This window comes from Saccharothrix sabaoui (assembly GCF_051756985.1).
Taxonomy (GTDB): domain Bacteria; phylum Actinomycetota; class Actinomycetes; order Mycobacteriales; family Pseudonocardiaceae; genus Actinosynnema.
This window is the reverse complement of the sequence record NZ_JBPKJK010000005.1, coordinates 88595-113448: the sequence shown is the minus strand read 5'-3', so window position 1 is coordinate 113448 and position 24854 is coordinate 88595. Positions and strand designations below refer to the sequence as shown.

Annotated in this window: 23 protein-coding genes and 1 tRNA gene; 10 read left to right on the top strand and 14 right to left on the bottom strand. The window is 72.5% G+C overall.

Going from position 1 to position 24854, the window contains the following annotated elements; genetic code table 11:
- Together ACR807_RS03205 and crgA are read right to left on the bottom strand one after the other, a co-directional pair.
- Nucleotides 1-405: PH domain-containing protein (locus tag ACR807_RS03205; protein WP_438919655.1), on the bottom strand; the 405-nt coding region annotated here is incomplete at its 3' end.
- 215 nt (nt 406-620) lie between these two features.
- A complete protein-coding gene (crgA, locus tag ACR807_RS03200; protein WP_306744149.1) occupies nt 621-887 on the bottom strand; it encodes a cell division protein CrgA in 267 nt (88 codons plus the stop codon).
- Nucleotides 888-1465: 578 nt separating this feature from the next.
- Here crgA and ACR807_RS03195 point away from each other — a divergent pair.
- Together ACR807_RS03195 and ACR807_RS03190 are read left to right on the top strand one after the other, a co-directional pair.
- A complete protein-coding gene (locus ACR807_RS03195) occupies nt 1466-2812 on the top strand; it encodes a class E sortase (protein ID WP_438919654.1) in 1347 nt (448 codons plus the stop codon).
- The gene (locus ACR807_RS03190) at nt 2812-2970 is read left to right on the top strand and encodes a hypothetical protein (protein ID WP_170185175.1); all 159 of its coding nucleotides are present in this window, start codon (nt 2812-2814) and stop codon (nt 2968-2970) included. Before ACR807_RS03195 ends, ACR807_RS03190 begins: the two co-directional genes overlap by 1 nt.
- A 3-nt stretch (nt 2971-2973) precedes the next feature.
- On the opposite strand, the gene ACR807_RS03185 is transcribed toward ACR807_RS03190, so the two are convergent.
- Complete coding sequence (locus tag ACR807_RS03185) at nt 2974-4320, bottom strand: FAD-dependent oxidoreductase (RefSeq protein WP_438919653.1); 1347 nt, start codon at nt 4318-4320, stop codon at nt 2974-2976.
- 66 nt (nt 4321-4386) lie between these two features.
- Here ACR807_RS03185 and ACR807_RS03180 point away from each other — a divergent pair, with 66 nt between their 5' ends.
- A complete protein-coding gene (locus ACR807_RS03180; RefSeq protein ID WP_438919652.1) occupies nt 4387-5031 on the top strand; it encodes an aminodeoxychorismate/anthranilate synthase component II in 645 nt (214 codons plus the stop codon).
- Nucleotides 5032-5144: 113 nt separating this feature from the next.
- Here the strand turns inward: ACR807_RS03180 and pknB are convergent, their stop codons facing one another.
- From pknB to ACR807_RS03145, 7 genes are all read right to left on the bottom strand, one after another.
- The gene (pknB, locus tag ACR807_RS03175) at nt 5145-7166 is read right to left on the bottom strand and encodes a Stk1 family PASTA domain-containing Ser/Thr kinase (protein ID WP_438919651.1); all 2022 of its coding nucleotides are present in this window, start codon (nt 7164-7166) and stop codon (nt 5145-5147) included.
- 91 nt (nt 7167-7257) lie between these two features.
- On the bottom strand, nt 7258-8805 hold the full coding sequence (locus ACR807_RS03170) for a serine/threonine-protein kinase (RefSeq protein ID WP_438919650.1): 1548 nt from the start codon (nt 8803-8805) through the stop codon (nt 7258-7260).
- Complete coding sequence (locus tag ACR807_RS03165) at nt 8805-10274, bottom strand: peptidoglycan D,D-transpeptidase FtsI family protein (RefSeq protein WP_438919649.1); 1470 nt, start codon at nt 10272-10274, stop codon at nt 8805-8807. Before ACR807_RS03165 ends, ACR807_RS03170 begins: the two co-directional genes overlap by 1 nt.
- Entirely contained in the window at nt 10271-11734 is a 1464-nt protein-coding gene (locus ACR807_RS03160) for an FtsW/RodA/SpoVE family cell cycle protein (protein WP_438919648.1), read from the bottom strand. The genes ACR807_RS03165 and ACR807_RS03160 overlap by 4 nt, the downstream gene beginning before the upstream one ends.
- A gap of 4 nt (nt 11735-11738) precedes the next feature.
- Nucleotides 11739-13169: a PP2C family protein-serine/threonine phosphatase gene (locus tag ACR807_RS03155; RefSeq protein ID WP_438919647.1), complete on the bottom strand. Its 1431-nt coding sequence runs from the start codon at nt 13167-13169 to the stop codon at nt 11739-11741.
- Nucleotides 13166-13630 carry an FHA domain-containing protein FhaB/FipA gene (locus ACR807_RS03150; protein WP_438919646.1) on the bottom strand — a complete coding sequence of 155 codons (465 nt, stop codon included), beginning with the start codon at nt 13628-13630 and terminating at the stop codon, nt 13166-13168. Before ACR807_RS03150 ends, ACR807_RS03155 begins: the two co-directional genes overlap by 4 nt.
- 71 nt (nt 13631-13701) lie before the next feature.
- Nucleotides 13702-14886, bottom strand: coding sequence for an FHA domain-containing protein (locus tag ACR807_RS03145; RefSeq protein WP_438919645.1), 1185 nt, complete (start codon nt 14884-14886; stop codon nt 13702-13704).
- A gap of 116 nt (nt 14887-15002) precedes the next feature.
- Between ACR807_RS03145 and ACR807_RS03140 the strand changes: the two genes are divergently transcribed.
- From ACR807_RS03140 to ACR807_RS03130, 3 genes are all read left to right on the top strand, one after another.
- Nucleotides 15003-15088 (top strand) — tRNA-Leu (locus ACR807_RS03140).
- A 457-nt stretch (nt 15089-15545) separates the two neighbouring features.
- Complete coding sequence (locus tag ACR807_RS03135; protein ID WP_438919644.1) at nt 15546-16163, top strand: hypothetical protein; 618 nt, start codon at nt 15546-15548, stop codon at nt 16161-16163.
- A gap of 14 nt (nt 16164-16177) precedes the next feature.
- Complete coding sequence (locus ACR807_RS03130; RefSeq protein WP_438919643.1) at nt 16178-16816, top strand: NAD(P)H-binding protein; 639 nt, start codon at nt 16178-16180, stop codon at nt 16814-16816.
- On the opposite strand, the gene ACR807_RS03125 is transcribed toward ACR807_RS03130, so the two are convergent.
- Nucleotides 16771-18120, bottom strand: a complete 1350-nt coding sequence (locus ACR807_RS03125; protein ID WP_438919658.1) for a D-arabinono-1,4-lactone oxidase — start codon at nt 18118-18120, stop codon at nt 16771-16773. The genes ACR807_RS03130 and ACR807_RS03125 overlap by 46 nt on opposite strands.
- 72 nt (nt 18121-18192) lie before the next feature.
- On the opposite strand from ACR807_RS03125, the gene ACR807_RS03120 reads away from it, so the two are divergent.
- Nucleotides 18193-19380 carry an amino acid deaminase/aldolase gene (locus ACR807_RS03120; protein WP_438919642.1) on the top strand — a complete coding sequence of 396 codons (1188 nt, stop codon included), beginning with the start codon at nt 18193-18195 and terminating at the stop codon, nt 19378-19380.
- Between the two features lie 6 nt (nt 19381-19386).
- On the opposite strand, the gene ACR807_RS03115 is transcribed toward ACR807_RS03120, so the two are convergent.
- Entirely contained in the window at nt 19387-20001 is a 615-nt protein-coding gene (locus ACR807_RS03115) for a TetR/AcrR family transcriptional regulator (RefSeq protein WP_438919641.1), read from the bottom strand.
- Nucleotides 20002-20103: 102 nt separating this feature from the next.
- Here ACR807_RS03115 and ACR807_RS03110 point away from each other — a divergent pair, with 102 nt between their 5' ends.
- Genes ACR807_RS03110 through ACR807_RS03100 form a run of 3 tightly spaced genes read left to right on the top strand, consistent with a single transcriptional unit; the run spans nt 20104 to nt 23403 of the window.
- Nucleotides 20104-21363, top strand: coding sequence for a family 1 glycosylhydrolase (locus tag ACR807_RS03110; RefSeq protein ID WP_438919640.1), 1260 nt, complete (start codon nt 20104-20106; stop codon nt 21361-21363).
- Complete coding sequence (locus tag ACR807_RS03105; RefSeq protein ID WP_438919639.1) at nt 21360-22592, top strand: MFS transporter; 1233 nt, start codon at nt 21360-21362, stop codon at nt 22590-22592. The genes ACR807_RS03110 and ACR807_RS03105 overlap by 4 nt, the downstream gene beginning before the upstream one ends.
- 19 nt (nt 22593-22611) lie before the next feature.
- Entirely contained in the window at nt 22612-23403 is a 792-nt protein-coding gene (locus ACR807_RS03100) for an SDR family NAD(P)-dependent oxidoreductase (RefSeq protein WP_438919638.1), read from the top strand.
- Nucleotides 23404-23946: 543 nt separating this feature from the next.
- Here the strand turns inward: ACR807_RS03100 and ACR807_RS03095 are convergent.
- A complete protein-coding gene (locus tag ACR807_RS03095) occupies nt 23947-24309 on the bottom strand; it encodes a hypothetical protein (protein WP_310310641.1) in 363 nt (120 codons plus the stop codon).
- A 13-nt stretch (nt 24310-24322) separates the two neighbouring features.
- Nucleotides 24323-24640 carry a hypothetical protein gene (locus ACR807_RS03090; RefSeq protein ID WP_438919637.1) on the bottom strand — a complete coding sequence of 106 codons (318 nt, stop codon included), beginning with the start codon at nt 24638-24640 and terminating at the stop codon, nt 24323-24325.
- Nucleotides 24641-24854 lie beyond the last annotated feature (214 nt).

Sequence of the window (24854 nt, the reverse complement as noted above, 5' to 3'; positions counted from 1 at the left end):
CAGGGCGTGCAGGACGTCGGCGACGTCGCGCGGGTCCGTGCCGAGGTCCACGGTGGTGAACACGAACAGCTGCTCGTCCTCGCCGCGCTGCCAGTCCAGCTCCAGCGACGGGGTCTCGCGGCCGAGGCGGCGGGTGTGCACCAGGCGCACCTTCACCTCGTGCCACGGAAGGGTGTGGGCGCCGGTGAGGGTGCGGACGGTCAGGCCGTCGTCGTCCACCGTGAGCCGGGGCCGGACGTACGTGCCGTAACCGGCGACCGCCAGCAGCAGGAGCGTGGCCAGGCCGAGGAAGAGGCGGCTCGTCGCGGCCGAGCTGAGGACCGTGACCAGCAGCAACACGGCGGCCAGGCCCCAGGCGAGGCCGACCATGCCCGGCTGCGGGGACCAGGAACGGGGTGGGTTCACGCTTCCGAGTCTTCCGTAGTTGTGGACAACTGGAGCCCCGGACCGGCGCTTGTGCAATCAGGCGCAAAGTTGTCCACAGGAGTTGTCCCCATTGGGGATGACTTACAGCCGTGTTCTTCGGTGACCGATGGGTGAACGCGGTGAACGACAGGTGGACGCGGAACGGCCCGGACGTGGTGCACGTCCGGGCCGTCGGCCACGTGGCGTAGCGCTGGTCAGCGCCACTTCATGGTCATCAGCAGACCGACGATCATCAGCGCGAACCCGATGCCGAAGTTCCAGGACCCGAGGTCCATCATCACCGGCACCTTGTCGCCCGCGATGTAGTTGACCACCAGCCACGCCAGCCCCAGCAGCATGAAGCCGAGCATCACGGCGATGTAGACGGGGTGGGACGGCCCCGCTGCCTTGACCTTCACCGGGGTGCGGCGATCGGCAGGCGCCGTGTAGACGGCCTTCTTGCGGACCTTGGACTTGGGCATGCTGTCCTCGCCTGACGGGTGGATAGGTCTCCAGTGGCGCGGGTTCACGTCCACTGCTGGATGAACACGTTAACGTAACCAAGCAGGTCGCTAAAGCGGCGTGTAGTTCTGGAACGTTCGGCACGGGAGGTCTTCCGGTGAGCTACGACCCGCCTCCGCCGCAAGGCGGCCCGTCGGGCCGGTCGCCACGACCCACGCCCCGCCCGGACCAACCGCCCCGCGAGCCCTTCCCGCCGGGCGCTCCGCACGACCGCCCACCCACGCCACCAGGCGGTTTCGACCGCCCGCCCACGCCCGCGGCCGGTGTCGCGAGGCCCGGCACCCCACCCGCCGGCTTCCCCCACCCGGGCCGCCCCGGAGCCTTCGACCGCCCCCAGACCCCGCCCGCGGGCTTCGACCGACCGGCCCCGCAGGCCCAGGAGCGACCCCGAACCCCGCCGGGAGGATTCACTCGTCCGGGCCAATCGGATCGCCCTGCGGCCCCCCTGGCCCCGCCGGCCCCCGGCTTCGACCGGCCCGGGGGAGCGGGTGCGCCGGGCCGCCGGGCCCTGCCCGACGACGGTGTTCCCGGTGGGCCGGTGCCTGCTGGGCCGGTGCCCGGTCGTCGGGCGCTGCGCGAGGAGGGTGCCTCCGGTGACCTGAGCGCCCGGCTCGGTGTCCCGCCGCCGCCCGGTGCCCCGCCGCCGCCCGGTGCCCTGCCGCCGCCCGGTGCCCTGCCGCCGCCCGGCGCGGTGCCGAGCCCTGGCCCGCGCAGGCCCCGACCCGGCCCTGGGCAGCCCGGCCCTGGTCAGCCCGGGTTCGCGCAGCCCGGGTTCGCGCAGCCCGATCCGGCGCGCCAGGGCCCGGCGCAGCCCGGTCCGGTGCACGACGCCGACGCCACCCAGTACACGAACGCGTTCTCCGGCAGCCTGCCCCCCGCGCCCGCGCCTGGTCCCGTGCCTGGCCCCGGGCCCGCCCCCGGCGCACGCCGCCCCCCGCCGCGCCCCCGGCCGGTGGACCCGCCGACCGAGGTCATCGCGGCCGTCGAGGACGAGTACGACGACGACTACGACGACGAGTACTACGAGGACGACGACCACTACGACGGCTACGACGACGAGGACGCCGAGGCCGCCGACGACCGGCCGGCCCCGCCCCCCGAGAGCGCGGCCCGCAAGTCCGTCCGCGCGGTCGGCGAGCTGCTGATCACGGCGGGCCTGGTGATCCTGCTGTTCGTCGTCTACGAGGTCTACGTCACCGACCTCATCTCGGCCGGCAAGCAGGACGACGCCACCGTCGCGCTCGACGAGCAGTGGGGCGCCGACACGGTCGAGGCCGACCCGCAGCGGGAGGTCAAGTACGAGCTGCTGGACGGCCAGGCGTTCGCGAAGATGTACATCCCGGTCTTCGGCCCCGACTACAAGTTCTCGATCGTCGAGGGCACCACGGACAAGGACCTGGAGATCGGCCCCGGCCACTACAAGGGCACGGCGCTGCCCGGCGACCCCGGCAACTTCTCCGTCGCGGGCCACCGGGTCGGCAAGGGGGCCCCGTTCAACGACCTCGACCTGCTCGGCTCGTGCGACGCGATCGTGGTCGAGACGCAGGCGCAGTGGTTCGTCTACCGGGTGCTGCCGAAGGCCGACGAGGTGGCGGGCTGGGCCGAGCGCCAGTCGATCCCGAGGTGCGAGAAGGTCTCGCCGCTGGGCGCGCCGTACGACAAGACGGTCGGCCAGGAGATCGTGCTGCCCTCGCAGGGCGAGGTGATCAGCCCGGTGCCGTACTTCGCGGGCGAGGTCCCGGTCGCGCAGCAGGCGGCGCTGATGACCCTGACGACGTGCCACCCGCGGTTCTCGGACAAGCAGCGGCTGATCGTGCACGCGGTGCTGGCGATGAGCTACCCGAAGGCGCCCGGGTTCGTACCGGAAGAGATGAAGGAGAGCTGATGTACGGGTGGATCTGGCGGCACCTGCCGGGACCGCTGCCCGTGCGCGTCCTCGAAGCCCTGGTGCTGGTCGCGGGGGTGGTGGCGTTGCTGATGTTCGTGGTGTTCCCGTGGGCGGAGCCGAAGCTCCCGTTCAACAACGTCACCACCCCGCAGTAGGGCTCAGCCCCGGCTGACGGCCGTCATCTCGCCGCGGTCGACGACCTTGACCCGCTCGCGGCCGCGGGAGGTGCCGAGGGCGCGCTCGTGCGCGTCGAGCCTCAGCCAGCCCTCGTTGGTGGTGAACGGCACGCCGCGCTCCTCCAGGAACCGCACCACGGCCTCCGGGGACGGGGTGGGCGCGCCGGGCAGGGTGGGCGCGTCGGCGAGCAGGCTGGTCACGGTCTCCAGCGAGCAGCCCTTGGTGTGGCCGATGAGGCCGACGGGGCCGCGCTTGACCCAGCCGGTGACGTAGACGCCGGGCATCGCCTGCTCGTCCAGGTCGAGCACGCGGCCCGCCTGGTGCGGCACGGTGCCGGACGCGTGGTCGAACGGCAGGTCGGCCAGGTGCGTGGACAGGTAGCCGACGGCCCGGTACACGGCCTGCACGTCCCAGTCGGTGTGCTCGCCGGTGCCGCGCACGCCGCCGTCGCCGTCCAGCTCCATCCGCTCGGTGCGCAGGCCGACGACCGAGCCGTCCTCGCCGAGCACCTCCACCGGGGCCTGGAGGAAGTGCAGGTGCAGCCGCCGGGGGCGGGAGCCGGCGTCGCGGATCGCCCACTCCTGGAGGGTCTTCACGACCATCTCGACCTGCTTGTTGGACCGGATCGCGGCCATCGAGGCGGCGTCGAAGTCGATGCCCTCGGGGTGCACGACGACCTCGACGTTCGGCGAGTGGTCCAGCTCGCGCAGCTCCAGCGGGGTGAACTTGGCCTGCGCGGGACCGCGGCGGCCGAACACGTGGACGTCGGTGACGGGGTTCGCGGCGAGGCCCGCGTGGACGTTGTCGGGGATCTCGGTGGTGAGCAGCTCGTCGGCGGTCTTGGCGAGCACGCGGGCCACGTCGAGCGCGACGTTGCCGACGCCGAGGACGGCGACCTGCCGGGCGCGCAGCGGCCAGGTGCGCGGCACGTCGGGGTGCCCGTCGTACCAGGACACGAAGTCGGCGGCGCCGTACGAGCCGTCCAGGTCGATGCCCGGGATGTCGAGGGGGCGGTCCTTCTCGGCGCCGGTGGAGAAGACCACCGCGTCGTAGAACTGCCTCAGCTCGTCGAGCTTCACGTCGACGCCGTACTCGACGTTGCCGAAGAACCGCACCTCCGGCCGGTCCAGGATGCGCTGGAGGGCGTTGACGATGCCCTTGATGCGGGGGTGGTCCGGCGCGACGCCGTACCGGATCAGCCCGTACGGGGCGGGCACCTTGTCGAAGATGTCGATCTCGACGTCCGCGTCCGACTTGACCAGGCTGTCCGCCGCGTAGAGGCCGGCGGGACCGGCGCCGACCACGGCGACGCGCAGGGAACGGTTCATACCTCAAGATTAGGTGAGCCTAAGCTCACTTCTGGCGAGAGGTGCGTCACGGCTACGCTGGCGGGCATGCGCGTGCTCGTGGTCGACAACTACGACAGCTTCGTCTACAACCTCGTCCAGTACCTCGCCCAGCTCGGGGTCGAGTGCGTGGTCCGCCGCAATGACGAGGTGGACCCGGAGGAGGTCGGCGGGTTCGGCGGCGTCCTCGTCAGCCCCGGGCCCAGCACGCCGGACCGGGCGGGCCGGAGCATGGACGTGATCCGCCGCTGCGCGGACACCGGCGTGCCGGTCCTCGGCGTGTGCCTCGGCCACCAGGCCATCGGCGCGGTCTGGGGCGGCACGGTCGACCTCGCGCCGGAGCTGCTGCACGGCAAGACGAGCGTCGTGCACCACGACGGCGTCGGCGTGCTGGCCGGCGTGCCGAACCCCTTCACCGCCACCCGCTACCACTCGCTGACCGTGCTGCCGGACACGATCCCGGCCGGGTTCGAGGTCACCGCCCGCACGGAGACGGGCGTGGTCATGGCGATGCGGCACCGCGAGCTGCCGGTCGAGGGCGTCCAGTTCCACCCCGAGTCCGTGCTGACCGAGGGCGGCCACCGGATGCTCGCGAACTGGCTGCGCACCTGCGGCTTCGAGGTGCCCGAGGCGACCGTGGCGCGGTTGGAGAACGGGATGCGCCAACTCGCCGCCGCGGCCCACCAGGGCTGAGCCCACCGGCCCGCCACCCCCCGAGCACGCGGAACCCCTGAGCACGCGGAACCCCCTGAGCACGCGGAAGGCCCCCTGCCCCGGACCGGGGAGGGGGCCTTCCGCGCGTCCGCCTACCTCGACGTGGTCGTCGGTCCGCCGCCCACGCCCAGCTCGGCCAGGATCACGTTGATCCGCGCGGTCTTCGCCGCCGGCGTGTTCGGCTTGATCTCCTGGTCCACGATCTTGTCCCGCTGGCTGATGTCGGTGGTCGGCTCGCGGTCGCTGACCACGAGGTCGTTGCCCGTCCACCCGGCCTGGTTGAGCTTCGTCCGCGCCTGGTTCTCGGTCATCCCGCGCAGGTCGGGCATGATGAACTGGTTCTCCTTCGACACGCTCAGCGTGACGAGGATGCCCTTCTCCACGCGTCCCGGCGCCGGGTCCTGGGCGACGACCTCACCCTGGTTCTCGGCGCTGTCGACCTCCTTGACCTGCACCTTGAAGCCGTTGCCCTCCAGGGTGCGGCGCGCGTTCTCCGCGGTCTGCCCGGTCACGTCCGGCAGCTGCGCGGTGTCCGGCGCCTTGCCCAGGACCACGGTGATGGTGCTGCCCTTCGGCGCCCTCGTGCCGGGGGCGGGGGTCTGCTCCACGACCCTGCCGACCTGGCTCGCGTCGGCGACCTCGACGGTCTCGGTGCTCTGCTGGAAGCCCCACTGCTCGGCCTCCAGCTTCTTCTGCGCCTCCGTCGGGCTCAGGCCCGCGACGCTCGGCACCTCGACCTGGTCGGGGTTCGTGCCGACGAGCAGCTTCACCGGGCTCCGCTTGTCGACCTCGCGGTTGGCGGGCGGGTCGGTCTCCACGACCTTGCCGATCTGCTCGGCGGTGCACGCGACCGGGGCGCCCGGCTGGCACGGCACCACCTCGACCTGCGCGGTCAGGCCCACGTCCTGGAGCGCGGCGGTCGCGGCGGCCTGCGTCATGTCCACCACCGAGGGGACCTTGACCTTGTCGCTCGCCCCGGGCGTCTCCTCGCCCTCGCCGCCGCCGACCAGCGTGGCGGTGATCCAGGCGGCGAGCGCGATCACCGCGACGCACAGCGCGGCGACCACCGCGATCATGATCGTCTTCTTGCGCCGGGCGCGCCGCTCCGCCTCCTCCTCGGACAGCGGGTCGTACTCGTCCGGGTCGTCGCGCTGCCCCTGCGGCCGGTGCCGGCCACCGCCCCCGCCGCCGACCACCTCGGTGCGCGACGACGACGACTGGTTCAGCATCGCGGTGCGTTCCTCGGCCGTCATCACGGCGGGCGCCGACGGCCGCTGCCCGGACAGCACGCGCACCAGGTCGGCGCGCATCTCGGCGGCCGACTGGTAGCGGTTCGCGGGGCCCTTGGACATCGCCTTGAGCACGATCGCGTCCAGCGCGGGCGTCACCTTCGGGTTCAGCGACGACGGCGACTTGGGCTCCTCCCGCACGTGCTGGTAGGCCACCGCCACGGGCGAGTCGCCGGTGAACGGCGGCTCGCCGGTCAGCAGCTCGAACAGCACGCAGCCCGACGCGTACACGTCGGAGCGGCCGTCCACGGCCTCGCCGCGCGCCTGCTCCGGCGACAGGTACTGGGCGGTGCCGATGACCGCCGCGGTCTGGGTGACGGCCGCCTGCCCGTCGTGCACGGCGCGGGCGATGCCGAAGTCCATCACCTTCACCGCGCCGGACTTCGTGATCATCACGTTGGCGGGCTTCACGTCCCGGTGCACGATGCCGTGCCGGTGGCTGAAGTCCAGTGCCGCCGACACGTCCGCCATGACCTCCATGGCGCGCTTGCCGGACAGCGGGCCCTGCGTCTTGACGATGTCGCGCAGCGTGCGGCCGTCGACGAACTCCATGACGATGTAGGGCAGCGGGCCGTACTCGGTCTGCGTCTCGCCGGTGTCGTAGACCGCGACGATCGCGGGGTGGTTCAACGCCGCGGAGTTCTGCGCCTCCCGGCGGAACCGCTCCTGGAACTGGGCGTCCCGGGCGAGGTCAGCGCGCAGCACCTTGATGGCGACGTCGCGGCCGAGCCGGACGTCCCGGCCCTTGTGCACCTCCGACATACCGCCGTAGCCGAGCGTCTCACCCAGTTCGTAGCGGTTGGAGAGCAGTCGCGGAGTGCTCATCAGTGCTTCGTCCCGCTCCTCGTCAACGGTCTCACCCTCAAGCCTTGCCTTCGCGTGCCTGCCGCTCCGGTGCGTCCGTACCGTCTCGGCCTCAGGTCGGTACACAGGTCACCGTGACCCGCGAACCGATCGCGACCTCACCGGTCGGCGCCAGGTCCGACACCAGGCACCTCGCCTCGTCACCCGGCGCGCCCCCGTCCACGGAGTGCACCTCGGGCTCCAAGCCGTACCCGGACAGCCTCTTCGCCGCCTCGTCCACCGGCAGGTCGACGTAGTCCGACTTCGTGATCGTCACCTTCGGTTTTCCGGGGAGCCGATCGGTGGAGTCGTCCAGTGGTCGGGCGCTCGTCGTGCTCTGCCCGCTCGCGCCGCCGGGCACCTCGTCGTCGTCACCCAGGGCGCGCAGGGCGACCACGCCGAGCACCAGTAGGACGGCCACCAGCACAGCGACCATAACCCACAGGAGGGCGCGGTTGCGCCCCGGTGGGCCCGGGGCGGGCGGCAACGGACGGAAAGCGCCCGTGTGCGGAGTGTTCATCCCAGGTGGGACCGGTTGCATCCCCGGGCGGGAGCCCGGGTGGCTCACCGGCACCCCCGGGTGGGTGTGCTGCGGCGGGGCCATCTGCGGCGGCGTCATCGGCTGCCCGGCCAGGGGCTGCCCGGTCATCGGCTGCTGCGGCGGCGTCATCGGCTGCCCCAACTGCTGGCCCAGCTGCTGCTGCTGGCCGGTCGGCGACTGGCCCGCCTGCTGCCCCAGCTGCTGGGCGCCGACCACCATCGCGAACCCGGACGGCGCGGGCAGCGGCTGGCCCGCCCGCACCGCGCCCACCGCCAGCGCGAACTCGCCGCCGTTGCGGTACCGCTGCCGCGGGTCCTTCACCAGCGTCGCCTCGATCAGCGCGCGCGGACCCGGCGGCACGTCCGGCGGCAGCGGCGGCGCGATGTCGCGGATGTGCATCATCGCGACCGTCACCGCGTTCTCCGACAGGAACGGCCGGTGCCCGGTCAGGCACTCGTACCCGCACACGGCCAGCGCGTACACGTCCGACGCCGGTTCCGCCGCGTGCCCCAGGGCCTGCTCGGGCGCGATGTAGTGGGCGGTGCCCATCACCATGCCGCTGTGCGTCACCGGTGCCGCGTCAGCCGCCTTCGCGATGCCGAAGTCGGTGATCTTCACCTTGCCCGCGGGCGTCACCAGGATGTTGCCCGGCTTCACGTCCCGGTGCACGAGGCCCCGCTCGTGCGCGGCCTGGAGCGCGTTGCCCGCCTGCTCCAGCACGTCGAGCGTGCGGTCCGCGTTGAGCCTGCCGCGGGCGATGATCGCCGCCAGCGGCTCGCCCTCGACCAGCTCCATCACCAGGTACGCGGTGTCCTCCGGCCCGTCCGGCACCGACGCGGTCTCGCCGTAGTCGTGCACCGCGGCGATGCCCGGGTGGTTCAGCGACGCCGTGGTGCGCGCCTCGATGCGGAACCGGTTGAGGAACTCGGCGTCCCCCGACAGCTCCGCCTTGAGCACCTTCACCGCGACCCGGCGGTCCAGCCGGGTGTCGTCGGCCTCCCAGACCTCGCCCATGCCGCCGACGGCGATCCGCTTGCCCAGGCGGTACCGCTCGGCGAGCAACTGGCCGGAGGTCAGCATCAGCGTCCCCCGAGGTAGGCGCCGATGACCGCGCGCCCGATCGGCGCGGCCACCCGCCCGCCGGTGGCCGCCAGGCCCTGCTGGCCGCCGTTCTCCACGATGACCGCGATCGCGATCTCCGGGTTCTCGGCGGGCGCGAACCCGACGTACCAGGCGTGGGGCTTGGTGGCCCGCACGTTCTCGCCGTGCTCGGCGGTGCCGGTCTTGGACGCGATCTGCACGCCGGACAGCTTGCCGCCGCCCGACGTGTTGTTCTCCGAGGCGACCATCATGTCGCGCAGCGCGGCGGCCTGCTCCGGCTCCATCGCCTCGTCGACCTCGTCCGGGCCGGTCTCGCTGATCGCCTCGAAGTCGGCGGCCAGGACCTTCTGCACGAGGTGCGGCTGCATCCGCGTGCCGCCGTTGGCGATGGTCGCCGCCATCACGGCGTTGGCCAGCGGCGTGACCCGGACGTCCTTCTGGCCGATGCCCGTCTGGTAGACCGACGGCTTGTCCGACATCTCGCCCAGGCCGGACGGCTCCACCGGCAGCGGGATCTCCAGGTCCTGCTCGCCGATGCCGAACTTCGCCGCCTGCGCGCGCAGCTTGTCCGGGCCCAGCTCGTTGGCCAGCACCGCGAACGCCGTGTTGCACGACTTCGCCAGCGCCTCCTGCAACGTGGCCGTGACGCCGTTGCCGCAGATCGTGTCGTTGAAGTTCGGCAGCGGCGTGTTCGTGCCGGGCAGCGTGATCGACGGGCGGCCGTCGACCTCGCTCTCCTTCGTCCTGCCCTCGGCGAGCGCCGCCGCCGCCACGACCAGCTTGAACGTCGAGCCGGGCGGGTAGATCTGGCGCACCGCGCGGTTGAGCATCGGCTCGGACTCGTCGCCGTTGAGCCGCAGCCACGCCTCTTCCTGCACGTCCCCGTCGTGACTGGCCAGCTCGTTCGGGTCGTACGACGGGGTGCTGGCCATCGCCAGGATCTCGCCCGTCTGCGGCTTGATCGCCACCACCGTGCCGGTCAGGCCCTGGCTGGAGAGCTGGTCGAACGCCGCCTGCTGGAGCTTCGCGTCGATGGTCAGCTGGATGTTGCCGCCCTTGGGGTCGCGGCCCGTGATCAGGTCCGACAGGCGGCGCGCGAACAGCCGGTCATCCGACCCGTTGAGCAGGTCGTCCTCGGCGCGCTCCAGGCCGCCGGTGCCGTAGATCAGCGAGAAGTAGCCGGTGACCGGCGCGTACACCGGCCCGTTGGCGTACGTCCGCAGGTACTCCAGGCGGTCGTCGGTCCGCTGCACGGCGGCCAGCGGCGTGCCGTCCGAGGCGATGATCTGACCGCGTTCCCGGGAGTACTGGTCCAGGATCACCCGCGAGTTCAACGGGTTCTTGCGGTAGTCGTCGGCCTTGATGACCTGCACGTACGTGGCGTTGCCCAGCAGCAGGAGGAACATCGCCATCATGGCGAGGCCGACCCGGCGGAGCGGTGTGTTCATTTGGGACGCTCCACCATGACAGTGAACTGGTCGGCGATGGCCGGCTGCTGCGGCCTCGGCTTCGGCGTGGTCTTCGGCGCGCGCGCGGCGTCCGAGATGCGCAGCAGCAGCGCCACCAGGATGTAGTTCGCCAGCAGCGACGAGCCGCCCTTGGACAGGAACGGCGCCGTGATGCCGGTCATCGGGATCAGCTTCGTCACGCCGCCGACGATGATGAAGATCTGGAACGCCACGGCGAACGCGAGGCCGCCGCCGAGCAGCTTGCCGAACGTGTCCCGCACGGACAGCGCTGTCCGCAGGCCGCGCAGCGCCAGCACGGTGTAGATCAGCAGCACCGCGGACAGGCCGACGAAGCCCAGCTCCTCGCCGATCACGGCGGTGATGAAGTCGGTGTTCGCCTCCGGGATCTCGTCCGGCCGCCCGCCGCCCAGGCCAGCGCCGAACAGGCCGCCGGTGCCCAGGCCGAACAGGGACTGGAGGATCTGGTGGCCCTTGCCGTACGGGTCGGCGAACGGGTCCAGCCAGTTGTCCACGCGGACCTGCACGTGGCCGAACAGCTTCCACGCCACGAACGCGCCCACGCAGAACATGACCACGCCCAGCACGACCCACGCGGCGCGCTCGGTCGCCACGTACAGCAGCACCAGCACGATGCCGAAGAACAGCAGCGACGAGCCCAGGTCCTTCTGGAGCACCATGATGCTCACGCCGACCATCCAGGCGGCGATCAGCGGACCCAGGTCGCGCGCCCGCGGCAGGTCCAGGCCCAGCACCCGGCGGCCCGCGATCGTGAACAGGTCCCGCTTCGACACCAGGAACGCGGCGAAGAAGACCATCAGCAGGATCTTCGCGAACTCACCCGGCTGGATGGAGAACGCGCCGAAGCTCAGCCAGATCTTCGCGCCGTTGATCTCGGGCGCGATGGCGCTCGGCAGCACACCGGGCAGCACCAGGGCCACCAGGCCGAGGAAGCCGAACGTGTACCCGTAGCGGGCCAGCGTGCGGTGGTCGGACAGCACCTTGAGCGCGGCGCAGAACAGCACGACCGCGATGGCCGTCCACAGCACCTGCTTGCCCGCCGCCGGGTCCCACAGGTCGCCGTTCGGCATCTTGACGTCCGCCATGGCCAGGTCGATCCGGTGGATCATGACCAGGCCGAGGCCGTTGAGCAGCGCGACGCAGGGCAGGATCACCGGGTCCGCGTACGGCGCCCACCGGCGCACCGCGAGGTGCGCGGCGGTCAGCAGGCCCAGGTAGGCGAGGCCGAGCCACACGATGCGCATGGTCAGCTCCTTCTCCTGGTTCGCTTCGACCAGGATCAGGGCGCCGGTGACGAGCACGGTGGCGAACCCGAGCATGAAGAGTTCGGTGCCCCGTCTCGTGGGCGGCTTCAGACCAGGCGACGTGCTGCTCGCCGCCGCGAGCGGTGTGCCCTCCGCGCCGGGGACGGGCGAACCCATGCGACTACTGACCCCTTCGGCAGTCCGTGCCCGGCTTCTGCACGGGCGTGGTGAGGGGAGTCCCCTCCGGAGTGGTGGACGTGGTGGTCTCGGTCGTGGTCGCCCCCGCCGGGGGCACCTCGGCCGTCGTGGTGGCGCCCGTGCCCGTGGTGGTGGGCGGCGCGGCGGTGGTCGACGTCGTCGTGCCGGTCTGGCCCGACGAGCAGAACGGCAGCGTCTGCTCGGTGCGCAGCCGGCGGATCGCCTCGCGCGCGCCCTCGATGCCGTCCACGTCGGTGATGCCGTTGCGCACCACGTCCCGGGTGGCGACCTTCAGGTCGTCCACGCGGATCGGCTCGCACGCCTGCGCGCCGGGCGGGCACGAGCCCTCGACCCGGGAGTGCAGGGCGAAGCCGAACACGCTGCCCGTGACGCCGCGGAACACCGACACCTCGCCGGTGTCGCCCACGCCCACGTAGTACTGGCGCAGCACGTACCAGCGCGTGCCGAGACCCGCCGCGGCCAGCAGCAGGAACACGAACAGGACCAGCGCGAACGCCTTGATCCGGTTACCGCGCCGCCGCCGGGGGTCCGGCGGCGGTTGCACGGGGTCGACCCGCGGGGGAGCGGGCCTCGGCCCGGTCATCGAGCTCGCCCGGGAGGCGGGCGAGTCGGGTGGCGGCGGGTCCTCGCTGCCGTCGCCGGCCGCGCCGCCCACTATCGGGGCGTCGTCGCCGAAGTCGACGTCGACCACGTCCGCGACGACCACCGTGACGTTGTCCGGGCCACCGCCCTTGAGGGCCAGCTCGATCATCCGGTCCGCGCACGCCTGCGGGTCCGGGATGCGGATGGCCTCCTCCAGCGTCTCCATGGTGACGACGCCGGACAGGCCGTCCGAGCACAGCAGGTAGCGGTCGCCCGGCCGGGCCTCCCGCACCATCAGCCTCGGCTCCACCTCGTGGCCGGTCAGCGCGCGCAGCAGCAGCGAGCGCTGCGGGTGCGTGGCCGCCTCCTCCTCGGTGATCCGGCCCTCGTCGATCAACGACTGCACGAACGTGTCGTCGTGCGTGATCTGCGTGAAGGTGCCGTTGCGCATCATGTAGGCGCGCGAGTCGCCGATGTGCACCATGCCCAGCCGGTTGCCCGCGAACAGCACGGCGGTGAGCGTGGTGCCCATGCCGTCCAGGTCGGGGTCGCTCTGCACGAGCTCGGAGATCGCGCCGTTGCCGGCGATCACCGCGTCGCGGAGCTGGCCGAGCAGGTCGTCGCCGGGCTCGTCGTCGTCGAGCGGGGCCAGGGCGGCGATGACCACCTTGCTGGCGACCTCGCCCGCGGCGTGGCCGCCCATGCCGTCGGCGAGCGCGAGCAGGCGGGGGCCCGCGTACACGGAGTCCTGGTTGTTGGAGCGCACCAGGCCGCGGTCGCTGCGGGCCGCGTATCGAAGGACGAGGGTCATGAGCGCAGCTCGATCACCGTTTTGCCGATTCGGATCGGGGAGCCGAGCGGGACCCGGAGTGGGGCCGTGACCTTCGCCCGGTCGAGGTATGTGCCGTTCGTGGAGCCCAGGTCCTCCACGTACCAGTCGGTGCCGCGCATCGACAGGCGCGCGTGCCGGGTCGACGCGAAGTCGTCGTCCAGCACGAGCGTGGAGTCGTCGGCGCGGCCGATCAGGATCGGCCGCCCGTCCAGGGAGATGCGGGTGCCCGCCAGCGCGCCGTGGGTGACGACGAGCTGCCGGGCAGCCTTGTTGCCGCGGACGTCTTTCTTGACGGCGCTCCTGCCGAACTTCGGCGTCGGGACGCGCAGCCCCGACGCCGCGTACAGGTCGGAGCGGACCACACGAAGGGCAGCCAACACGAACAACCAGAGCAGGATGAGGAAACCCGCTCTGGTCAGCTGCATCACCAGCTCTGGCACCGGTTGTAACCGCTCCTGACTTGAGTGCCGTCACGCCACGCCGACTCGACCACCCACAACACCGACCCGGGTCAGCCCGCGGTGCGGAAGACCAGCGACGAGTGCCCGATGCGGACGACGTCGCCTTCCGCGAGCTGCCAAGTCTGCACTGGTGTGCCGTTCACCGTGGTGCCGTTTGTCGAACCGAGATCAGCGAGCATCGCACTGTGCCCGTCCCAGGTGATCTCCAGGTGCCTCCTGGAGACGCCGGTGTCCGGGAGCCGGAAGTCGGCCTCCTGGCCGCGGCCGACCACGTTGCCGCCCTGCTTGAGGTTGTAGGTGCGGTTGGAGCCGTCGTCCAGGTGCAGGGTGGCGGTCAGCTGGCGCGGGCCCGACTGGACCGCCGGCGGGGCGTAGCCCTGCGACGGGTCGGCGTAGCCGGGCTGCTGGCCGTAGCCCTGGTCGTAGCCCTGCTGGCCGTAGCCGGGCTGCTGGGCGTAGCCCTGGTCGTAGCCCTGCTGCTGCTGGCCGTAACCCTGGTCGTAGCCCTGCTGGCCGTAGCCCTGGTCGTACCCGGGCTGCTGCTGCCCGTAGCCCTGGTCGTACCCGGGCTGCTGGCCGTAGCCCGGGTCGTAGCCGGGCTGGCCGTAGCCGGGCTGCTGCTGGCCGTAACCCTGGTCGTAGCCGGGTTGCTGCCCGTAGCCCTGCTGCTGCTGGTCGTAGCCGGGCTGCTGCTGGGCGTAACCCTGGTCGTAGCCCTGCTGCTGGCCGTAGCCGCCCTGGGCGTAGGGGTCGTAGCCGGGCTGGCCCTGTCCTTGTCCGTAGCCGGGAGGCTGGCTCATGGAAGCGTCTCCAGAAGTGCGAGGTGGTGCTGACCGTCGGCTGGCAACTTTCACGTCGGGGTCGACGGACGAGCTGGTTCGGAACTGTCCCGTGTGCAGCGCGTCGGAGCGCTCCAGGGAGACTACGACGTCACCATAGGTGTCCCATCCGCTCTCCTCGAGGTGCTCCCGGACGGAGTCCCCCAGGAGTTGCGTGATGCGTAGTTCATCCTGGCCGTCCCCGGCAAGCCGATCGTGGTCCTGCGGGCCCAGCAGGACCTTGAAGTGGTTCGGGGCGAGCAACCGGCCACCCGCCAACTCGCGGATGTTGCCCTCCGCCTCCCGCTGGAGCGCCTGCGCGACCTCCTGCGGGACGACGTTGCCGCCGAACACCCTGGCGAAGGTGTTGCCGACGATGCCTTCGAGACGGCGCTCGAAGCGCTGTACGAGGCCCACGGCAACCCTCCGACTCGGTCGACTTCTGCTACCGATCGTATCCGGGGCGACGTGCCGGTACACGGGCCAATTGGTAACCCGGCCGGGGGCCGTGCTAGTGTTCTCCACGTCGCTCCGGGCGAGTGGCGGAATGGCAGACGCGCACGGTTCAGGTCCGTGTGTCCGAAAGGACGTGGGGGTTCAACTCCCCCCTCGCCCACCATACGGGGAAGTCCCACCCACTGCATGTGGGTGGGACTTCCCCGTTTTTTCGCGCGCACCTTCCGGTGATCTTTTCTGCCCACCGTGATCACGTGATCTCAGTCACCCGACCGGGTGCCGCCGTTCGTGGCGGCACCGCGGACGGTCGGTCGTTCTGGTGCGGCGAGCGGTCGCCGATGCGGTCTCCGGTCCGGGTCCGGGGCCCTCCCGGCGGGGTATTCCAGGCGGGGCGGGCACACCCTGAGCACGACTTCGGGGCCACCCCGACGACCGGGGTCACCCAGACGGCAGCACCGCCGGACCGAAGTCGTCCGCCGGGCGTTCGACCGGTTACCGACCGCTCGACGCCGTCGATCGCAGGAGCGGCTCCGAGGCGGTTGGCACCTGGTACGCCTTATCCAGAGCACGAGTCGAAACGCGGCGGACGCACCGCCGTGGTTTGCCGAGGAGGCCCTGGCGTGAGCAGCACACCAGCACGGATCGCGGACACCGACGACACCAGGGCGCTGTCGGCGACCGCGATCCCCGTTCCCGAACTGCCCGGTTCCGCGGAGGAACTGGCCGCCGCGGCGGCGGTCCGCCTCGGCTGGCACGGCGTGGTGCTGCCCGAGATGGTGCTGATGGGCCGGCGGGTGGTCGTGGTCGCGGAGCTCCTGGCCGACGCGCACGCCGAGCGGCTGTGCCTGGGCGCGGCCCCCGAGCCGGACCGCACGACGGTGTCCACGTGGGTGTGGCCGGAGATGGACGGCCGGGTGCCGCCCACCGCGGTGCGGATCGTCGGCGTGCTGGCCGTCGCCCGCCACTGGCGGACCGCGCTGGCCTCCGCGGTGCCGTTCGCCCGCTTCGGCAACGCCGCCGCCGTGCTGCCGTCCTCGGTGGCGTTCACGCACGACTACCTGGCCAACTGCCTGCCCCGGGTCCGCCGCTACGGCGTCTCGGTGCTGCTGGCCGACGACGAGCTGAACCTGACCACGGACGTGGCCGGCCGCAACGAGACCGTGCCGGTCGAGGACACCGCCACCACCCGTTGGGTGAATGAACTGGTCTACGAGCGGGTGCTGGCCACCGCGTCCTGATCTACCGTCGCGGTATGCGTCTGGTGATCGCGGGTGGGCACGGCAAGATCGCGTTGCTGGTGGAGCGGCTGGTGGCCGCGCGGGGCGACGGCGCCACGGCGCTGGTGCGCAACCCGGACCACTTCGCGGACGTCGAGGACGCGGGCGCGGTGCCCGTGCACTGCGACCTGGAGGCGGCGGACGCCGCTTCGGTCGCGGAGCACCTTGCCGGCGCGGACGCGGCGCTGTTCGCCGCGGGAGCCGGCGCGGGCAGCGGGACGGCGCGCAAGGACACCGTCGACCGGGGTGCGTCGGCCCTGTTCGCGCAGGCCGCGCAGCTGGCCGGGGTGCGGCGGTTCGTGCAGGTCAGCAGCACCGGCATCGGCCGGACCACGGGTGACGAGGCGTTCGACGCCTACCTGCGCGCCAAGGGCGCGGCGGAGGAGGACCTGCGCGAGCGGGACCTGGACTGGACGATCCTGCGGCCGGGCCGGCTGACCGACGACGAGCCGACCGGCCTCGTGGAGGTCGTGGAGGCCCCCGCGACGGTGCGGGGTTCCGTACCGCGCGGCGACGTGGCGGCGGTCGTGCTGGCCCTGCTGGACCGGCCGGGCACGGTCCGCCGGACCTACGAGCTGATCTCCGGTGACACCCCGGTCGCCGAGGCGTTCTGAGCCGGTCCCGGCTCGCCCCAGCCGGCTTTCCCGAGCACGCGGTCGAGGTGGTCGTTGGCGAACTTGCCGGCCGGGTCGACCTCGTCGCGGACCCGGAGGAAGTCGTCGAAGCGCGGGTAGCGGTCGCGCAGGTCGGTCGCGGTGAGGCTGTGCAGCTTGCCCCAGTGCGGCCGACCGCCGACCGCGCCCGCGATCCGCTCGAACGCGTCGAAGTACCGCCTGTGCGGCATCCCGAGGTACTGGTGCACGGCGACGTAGGCGGTGTCGCGGCCGTGGGCGGTGGACAGCCAGATGTCGTCGCCCCGCGCGACCCGCACCTCCACGGGCACGATCACGCCGTGGTCGAGCCGGTCGACCGCGGTCCGCAGCTCGCGCAGCACGTCGTGCAGCGCGGCCCGGGGCACGGCGTACTCGGTCTCCACGAACCTGACCCGGCGGGGCGTGGTGAACACGCGGTGGGACGCGTCGCGGTAGACGCGTTCGGAGACCAGCGACCCGCACACCCGGTTGAGCGCCCTGGTGGTGCCCGGCACGGCCCTGGCCAGCCGGCAGACCAGGCCGAACGCGCCGTTCTCCATCACCTCGTACTCGTAGAACCGGCGCGCCGCGGACAGCGGAGCGGCCGGTTCGTCGACCCGGTTGTTGCGCTTGAGGATCACCCGGTCGGAGTGCGGGAACCAGTGGAACTCCACGTGGTCCTCGACGGCGGTGAGGTGGTCGAACTCCTCCAGCACGGCGTCGAGCCGGCCGGGCGCCTCGCGGGCGTGCAGCACGAACGCGGGCACGCACCGCAGGGTGACGGTGCTGATCACGCCGAGCGCGCCGAGGCCGATCCGGGCCGCCTGGAACAGGTCGGGCCGCTCCTCCGCCGAGCAGCGGACGACCGAGCCGTCGGCGAGCACCAGCTCCAGCGCCTCGACCTGGGTGGCCAGGCCGCCCAGCCGCGCGCCGGTGCCGTGGGTGCCGGTGGAGACGGCGCCGGCGACGGTCTGCGCGTCGATGTCGCCGAGGTTGGCCAGGGCCAGGCCGAGCACGTCGAGCAGGGCGTTGAGCTGGCGCAGCGTCGTGCCGGAGCGGACCGTGACGAGGGTGTCGTCGACGTCGACGACACCGGTCCAGGCGTCGAGGTCGATCGCGGTGCCGGGGGCGACGGCGATGGGCGTGAACGAGTGCCCGCTGCCGCGCGGGCGCACGGCGGAGGAGCCGACGACGGCCGCAACCAGCTCGTCGACGCTCGCCGGGTGCTCCACCCGGTGCGGGTTCGCGGACGCGGTGCGCGCCCAGTTCGTCCACGAGGACCCCATGCCCACCTCCGGTGTGACGCGTTCCACGCACCGTAGGTGAAAGGAATTCACCTTTCAAGTACGGTGAGGACCATGCAGCCCCGCACGCGCCTCGACGCCGCGACGAAGGAGTTCGACCCTCCGTTCGCGATCGTCGACCTGGACGCCTTCGACGGCAACGCGGACGACCTCGTCCGCCGCGCCGGGGGGCGCCCGATCCGGGTGGCCAGCAAGTCCGTGCGGGTCCGCGCGCTGCTGGAGCGCGTCCTCGCCCGGCCCGGGTACGCCGGGGTCATGTGCTACTCGCTGGCCGAGGCGCTGTGGCTGTCCTCCGTCGACCTGTCCGAGGACCTGCTGGTCGCGTACCCGACCGTCGACCACGGCGCGCTGCGGGCGCTGGCCGCCGACGAGGTCGCGCGCCGCCGCGTCACGATCGTGGTCGACTCGACCGACCACCTCGACCTGGTGCGCGCGGCGCTGGGGGAGGACCACCCCGAGATCCGGGTGTGCCTGGAGCTGGACGTGTCGTGGCGACCGCTGCCCGGCCTGCACGTCGGGCCGCGCCGCTCCCCGGTGCACACCCCGCGCCAGGCCCGCGCCCTCGCCGAGGCGATCGTCCGCCGGCCGGGGTTCCGGCTGGTCGGCGTGATGGCGTACGAGGGGCAGATCGCGGGCCTGGGCGACCAGCCGCCCGGCAGGCCGCTGCGCGGCGCGGTGCTGCGCTGGATGCAGAAGCGCTCGGCCGCCGAGCTGGTCGAACGCCGCTCCGCCGCCGTGCACGCCGTGCGGCGGGTCGCCGAGCTGGAGTTCGTCAACGGCGGCGGCACCGGCAGCCTGGAGGTCACCGGCGCCGACCCGTCCGTCACCGAGCTGGCCGCGGGGTCCGGCCTCGTCGGGCCCACCCTGTTCGACGGCTACCGCGGCTTCCGGCCCCGGCCCGCCGTGCTGTTCGCGCTGCCCGTCGTGCGCCGGCCCGCGCGCGACGTGGCCACGCTGTTCGCCGGCGGCTACATCGCCTCCGGCACCGCGACCCCCGACCGCCGGCCCTCGCCGTACCTGCCCGCGGGCCTGGAGCTGCTGCCGCTGGAGGGCGCGGGCGAGGTGCAGACGCCCGTCGCCGGGCGGGCCGCCGACTCGTTGCGCCTGGGCGACCGGGTGTGGCTGCGGCACGCCAAGGCCGGGGAGCTCGCCGAGCGGTTCACGCACTACCACGTGGTGCGCGGCGACGTCGTGGAGCGGACCGTGCCGACGTACCGCGGCGAGGGCCGGTCGTTCGGTTAGGGCGGGTCAGTCGGGCAGCCGGGTGGACAGGTAGCCCCGGACCATCGCCTTGGCCTCGTCCAGGATCTTCTGGTCGCCCGCGGCGTCGCGGCGGAACGCGAGGTTGAGCACGCCGTCGGCCGCCTCCACCGCGATGGATATCGGCAGCTGGATGTCGTCGAGCGGGATGTCGAACTTCTCCGCGATCATCTCCGAGATCCGGTCGGAGATGACCGTGTTGTTGTCGCGCCGGTCGTCGAGTAGGCGCAGGTCGACGACGTCGCCGAAGTGCAGCTTCGAGAACGCGGGCACCTCGCGGTGCATCGAGACGTAGACGTCGAAGATCGTGTCGACCGCGTCCCACCAGTGCTCCAGCGCCGTGGACGTGAAGCGGCCGTCCACGGTCTGGATGAACTTCTCCAGGTTGCGCAGGGTCAGCGCCTGCACCACGGCCCGCTTGTCCGGGAAGAACTGGTAGAGCGACCCGACCGCCACGCCCGCCCGTTCGGCGATGAGCGTGGTGGTGACCCCGTCGTAGCCGACCTCCTCGATGAGCTGGGCGCAGGCTTCGAGCATCCGCTCGACGCGCTTGGCGCTGCGCTGCTGCACCGGCTGCCGGCGCAGTGGGGTCGTACTGGTCACGGTGACTCCTGCGGCGATGGACTGCGGGATTCCATAGTGCCCGGTCGCGGCCGTCCCCACTTCACTTCACCGCGCAACACGCCTACGATCCGAATCACTTTCATGTTCTGGGAGGCGCCCGTGACCCTGCCCGACCACTTCCTCTGGGGCGTCTCCACCTCGGCCTTCCAGATCGAGGGCGCCTTCACGGCGGCCGGCCGGCAGCCCTCCTCGTGGGACGACTTTCCCGCGTTCGGGGGACACGACGCCTCCGTCGCCTGCGACCACTACCACCGCTACCGCGAGGACGTCGCCCTCGTGCGGGACCTCGGCGTCGGCGCCTACCGGTTCTCCGTCTCGTGGCCGCGCGTGCTCGCCGGCGACCTCGCGTTCTACGACCGGCTCGTCGACGAGCTGCTCGACGCCGGCATCGCGCCCGTCGCGACGCTGTACCACTGGGACACCCCGCGCGCGGTCGAGGACGCCGGCGGCTGGCTGGAGCGCGACACCGCCCACCGCTTCGCCGACCACGCCGCGCGGGTCGCCGACCACCTCGCCGACCGCGTCGCGCTGTGGGTGCCGGTCAACGAACCCGCCATGGTCACCCTCCTGGGCTACGCCACCGGGCAGCACGCGCCCGGCAAGGCGCTGCTGTTCGACGCCCTGCCCACCGCCCACCACCTCAACCTCGGCCACGGCCTCGCCGTCCAGGCGCTCCGCGCGGCCGGCGCCCGCGCCGTCGGCACCGCCAACAACCACACCCCCGCGCAGCCGGCGTCCCCGGCGGACGCCGACGCCGACGCCGCCTCCGCGTACTCCGACCTGCACAACTGGCTCTACGCCGACCCCGTGCTGGCCGGCCGCTACCCCGACTCCCTGGCCGACCGGCTGCCCGTGCGCGACGGCGACCTGGACGTCATCTCCGCCCCGCTCGACTTCTACGGCGTCAACTACTACAACCCGACCCGGCTGCGCGCCCCGTCCGGGGAGAACCCGCTGCCCTTCGAGCTGGTCGACATCGACGAGCACCCCAGGACCGGGTTCGGCTGGCCCGTCGTCCCCTCGGGGCTGACCGGGATGATCTCCCAGCTGAGGGACCGCTTCGTCGACCTGCCGCCCGTCTACGTGACGGAGAACGGGTGCAGCTACCCCCACGCCACCGAGGACACCGACCGCATCGCCTACCTCGACGCGCACGTCGACGCCGCCCTCGCCGCCGGCGTCCGCGGCTACTTCGTGTGGTCGCTGCTCGACAACTTCGAGTGGGACTCGGGCTACTCGCAGCGCTTCGGCCTCGTCCACGTCGACTACGGGACCCAGCGGCGCACGCCCCGCGCGTCCTACCGCTGGTACCGCGACCGGATCGCCCGGACCACCTCGTGAAGCCCGTCCCCGTCGACGCCCTCGCCGAACCCGTCGTCCCCGTCCGCCGGTCGTGGACCGCGCTGCTGTTCCTGGCCAACCTCGGCCTGTGGCTCGCGATCTACGCGCCCGTCCAGGTGCTGCTGCCCCGCCAGGCCGAACTGCTCGACGCCACCGCCAAGGAAGCCGTGTTCGGCCTGGTCATGGGCGTCGGGGCGCTCGCGGCGCTGATCGCCAACCCGCTCATCGGGCTGGCGTCGGACCGCACCACGTCCCGCTTCGGCAGGCGCCACCCGTGGACCCTCGCGGGCGCGCTCCTCGGCGCGGCCGGCCTCGTCGTCCTCGCGACGGCCGGTTCGGTGGCCGCCGTCGTCGTCGGCTGGTGCCTCGTCCAGGCCGGGCTCAACGGGATGCTCGCGTCCCTCACCTCCGCCGTGCCCGACCGCGTGCCGGTGCGGCAGCGCGCCAAGGTCGGCGGCCTCGTCGGCATCTCCCAGATGCTCGGCACGGTCCTCGGCGCGGTCGTCGTCACCGTCCTCGTCACCGGGCTCACCGCCGGCTACCTGGCGTGCGCGCTCGTCGTCGTCCTCGGCGCGCTCGCCTTCGTCGCGACCACCCCCGACGCCCGCCTGCCGAAGACCGCCCGCCCCGCCCTGCGCGTCCGCGAGCTGTGGGTCTCCCCGCGCCGCCACCCCGACTTCGCGTGGGCCTGGGCCGCCCACTTCACGATCAACCTGGGCAACGCCTTCGGCACCCTCTACCTGCTCTACTTCCTCGGGGACGTCGTCCACCACCCGTCCCCCGAAGACGGCCTCCTGGTCCTGATGCTGCTCTACGGCGCCGCCCTCGCGGCCGGGGCGCTCGTCGTCGGCGCCCACTCCGACCGCACCGGCCGCCGCCGCCCGTACGTCCTGCTGTCCGCCGTCGTCATGGCCTTCGCCGCCCTCCTCCTGGCCGCCTGGCCCACCTGGGCGTCCGCGCTGGTCGCCGCACCCCTCCTCGGCGTCGGCTTCGGCGCGTACTGGGCCGTGGCGCTGGCCCTGCTCACCCAGGTCCTCCCGGCCGCCGCCGACCGCGCCAAGGACCTCGGCGTGCTGAACGTCGCCAACTCCCTGCCCCAGGTCGTCGCCCCGTTCCTGACGACCGGCATCCTCACCTCACTGGGCGGCTACCGGGGCCTGTTCGCCACGTCCGCGGTGGCCACCCTGTGCGCCGCAGCCTGCATCGCCAGGGTCCGCTCGGTCCCGTGAAGCACCATCGGAGTCGTCGTTGAGACTGCAGGACAAGATCGTCGTGGTGACCGGCGCGTCCCAGGGCATCGGTGCCGCCACCGCCCGCGACCTCGCGTCACGGGGCGCGGTGGTGGTGCTGGTCGCCCGTGACGCGGCAGCACTGGACGAGCACGTGACCGCGATCGGGCGAGCCGGCGGGCGGGCCACCGCCGTGCCCGCGGACCTGGCGGACCCGGCGCAGGTGACCGCCCTGGCGGCCCGCGTGCGGGACCGGTTCGGGGCGCCCGACGTCCTCGTCAACAACGCCGGCGCCGGCCGCTGGCTGTTCCTGGACGAGACGCCGGTCGACGAGCTGACCGCCATGATCGCCCTGCCGTTCACCGCGGCGCTGCACGTGACCAGGGCGTTCCTGCCGGGCATGAGGGCCAGGCCGCAGGCGAGGGTCGTCGTGGTCAACTCCCCGGTCTCCCGCCTGCCGATCCCCGGCGCCACCGCCTACGCCGCCTCCCGCTACGCCCTGCGCGGCCTGGTGGCGGCCCTGCGCCTGGACCTGCGGGGGACCGGCGTGGGCGTGACCGAGGTGATCCCGGGCAAGGTCAGCAGCCGGTACTTCGCCAACAACCCGGGTGCGGAGGAGCGGATCCCCGCCATCGCGCGCCTGATCCCCACGGTGAGCCCGGAGCAGGTGGCGGTGAGGATCGCTCGGGCGGTGGAGCACGACCACCGGACAGCCGTCTTCCCGTGGCAGCTGAGGGCCTTCGACGTGCTGGGGCGCCTCGCGCCGGGGTTGACCGGCTACCTGACCTGGAGAACCGGCACCCACCGCTGAAACGTCGCCCGCCCCGCTGGTCCGGGGGGCGGGTCGTGGGCCGTCGACGACCGTCCGCCGATCCTGGCAGGTCATCCACCGCATCGGTGTGCGGTACGGGAACGCTTGCCGGCGCTGTGACGGGCTCGTGACAGGAAAGTGCTGGTCACGAGCCTGTGGGGGAGGGTCTGGCGGGCCTGGTCGTGGCCGGTGGTCCACGGGTGATCGGTGCCGCTGGTCGGTGCCGCGGCCCCCACGTGGAAACGGCCCCGGTGTCCGCGCGGGAGGGGCGGACACCGGGGCCGACGTGGTGCCCGCGGACCGGTGCCGGTCGGGGAGGGAAGGTGTGCACAACACCGGCCCGCGGATGTCTGGGTGTTCAGTTGGTGGACGATCCTTCGTGCCGTCCCTGCCGGGCCGCTGGCACGCGGTCCGGCAGGGACGTGGTCTAGCCGGCCGGCGATCCGTTCGTCGCGGTCGGGGGTTCGCACGTCCCGGACCGCCGGCCAGTAGGCGGGTGTTCGACCTGGTCGCGTCGGGGGAACGACAGGTCGAAACCGCCCGTTAGTGGGCTCGAGCCACGACTCCTCGGCGGGACCTGGTGACAGGAGGGGTCACCGGCGCCGATCGGAGGTGGCGAGCCGGGCGCGGGGCCAAACCGCCCGCGACCAGGTGTTCGTACGCGGCGCGCCACACCGAGCACGGGCTCTTCTGCTGCCGCCACCGTCCGGAGCACTCGGGGCAGTTGCCCTTCTCGTCCGGTTCGTGCGCGGCGAGCAGCGCCCGCCAGCCCTCGGTCAACCGAGGGAGCTCGGAACGTGCCACCGACAGGAGGGACGGGGCGTCGGCCTCGTTGGCCAGCTCGGTGAGCAGGTCCAGCCGTTCCCACACCGCGTTGCGAAGAACTTGTCCGAGGATCTCGTCCACCGAAACGTCACCGTCACCTTTCCGCCTGCTCGGCGGCTTCACGTAGCGCGGCCCTGAGCTGTACAAGTTGGTCGGCCGAGAGGACCGCCGTCTCACCCGGCGGACCGACCAGGACCACGCGGCCCCGGTCGACCAGCACGGTGAGGCAGCGCTCCCGGTCGACCACGTCGCTGCAGCGGATCCGCCACCAGCGACGTTGCCCGGTCGTGCCGCGCCATCCCGGGTCGAGGTCGGTCGACCCCTGGACGGACACCGGAGCCGGAGCGGCGACAGCGGTACCCGCGACGACCGCGCCACCGGGGGTGGTCACCGCCCGTTCGATCAGGTCCACTGCCGTGTCCTCTCCGTGCTCACTCGCTTACCGGAACCCAGATTGCGATGATTCAACCCGGATCGGGATGTCACAGCGTTGGCCGGTATGCGTCCTACGTTAAGCGGTCACCGGAGTTCGGCAGGGCCGATCAGCCTCGCCGATCGGTACTTCTCGCAGTCGGGGGAGTGCCCCTACTCTGCCGTTGACGCCCAAGGGACTGTGAGGGGGCGCA

Coding starts and splice junctions, on each gene's coding strand:
- ACR807_RS03190 (WP_170185175.1), top strand. CDS start 2,812: ATGTACGGGTGGATCTGGCGGCACCTGCCGGGACCGCTGCCCGTGCGC.
- pknB (WP_438919651.1), bottom strand. CDS start 7,166: ATGAGCACTCCGCGACTGCTCTCCAACCGCTACGAACTGGGTGAGACG.
- ACR807_RS03165 (WP_438919649.1), bottom strand. CDS start 10,274: ATGAACACACCGCTCCGCCGGGTCGGCCTCGCCATGATGGCGATGTTC.
- ACR807_RS03125 (WP_438919658.1), bottom strand. CDS start 18,120: ATGGGGTCCTCGTGGACGAACTGGGCGCGCACCGCGTCCGCGAACCCG.
- ACR807_RS03180 (WP_438919652.1), top strand. CDS start 4,387: ATGCGCGTGCTCGTGGTCGACAACTACGACAGCTTCGTCTACAACCTC.
- ACR807_RS03120 (WP_438919642.1), top strand. CDS start 18,193: ATGCAGCCCCGCACGCGCCTCGACGCCGCGACGAAGGAGTTCGACCCT.
- crgA (WP_306744149.1), bottom strand. CDS start 887: ATGCCCAAGTCCAAGGTCCGCAAGAAGGCCGTCTACACGGCGCCTGCC.
- ACR807_RS03130 (WP_438919643.1), top strand. CDS start 16,178: ATGCGTCTGGTGATCGCGGGTGGGCACGGCAAGATCGCGTTGCTGGTG.
- ACR807_RS03185 (WP_438919653.1), bottom strand. CDS start 4,320: ATGAACCGTTCCCTGCGCGTCGCCGTGGTCGGCGCCGGTCCCGCCGGC.
- ACR807_RS03110 (WP_438919640.1), top strand. CDS start 20,104: ATGTTCTGGGAGGCGCCCGTGACCCTGCCCGACCACTTCCTCTGGGGC.
- ACR807_RS03170 (WP_438919650.1), bottom strand. CDS start 8,805: ATGCTGACCTCCGGCCAGTTGCTCGCCGAGCGGTACCGCCTGGGCAAG.
- ACR807_RS03160 (WP_438919648.1), bottom strand. CDS start 11,734: ATGGGTTCGCCCGTCCCCGGCGCGGAGGGCACACCGCTCGCGGCGGCG.
- ACR807_RS03155 (WP_438919647.1), bottom strand. CDS start 13,169: ATGACCCTCGTCCTTCGATACGCGGCCCGCAGCGACCGCGGCCTGGTG.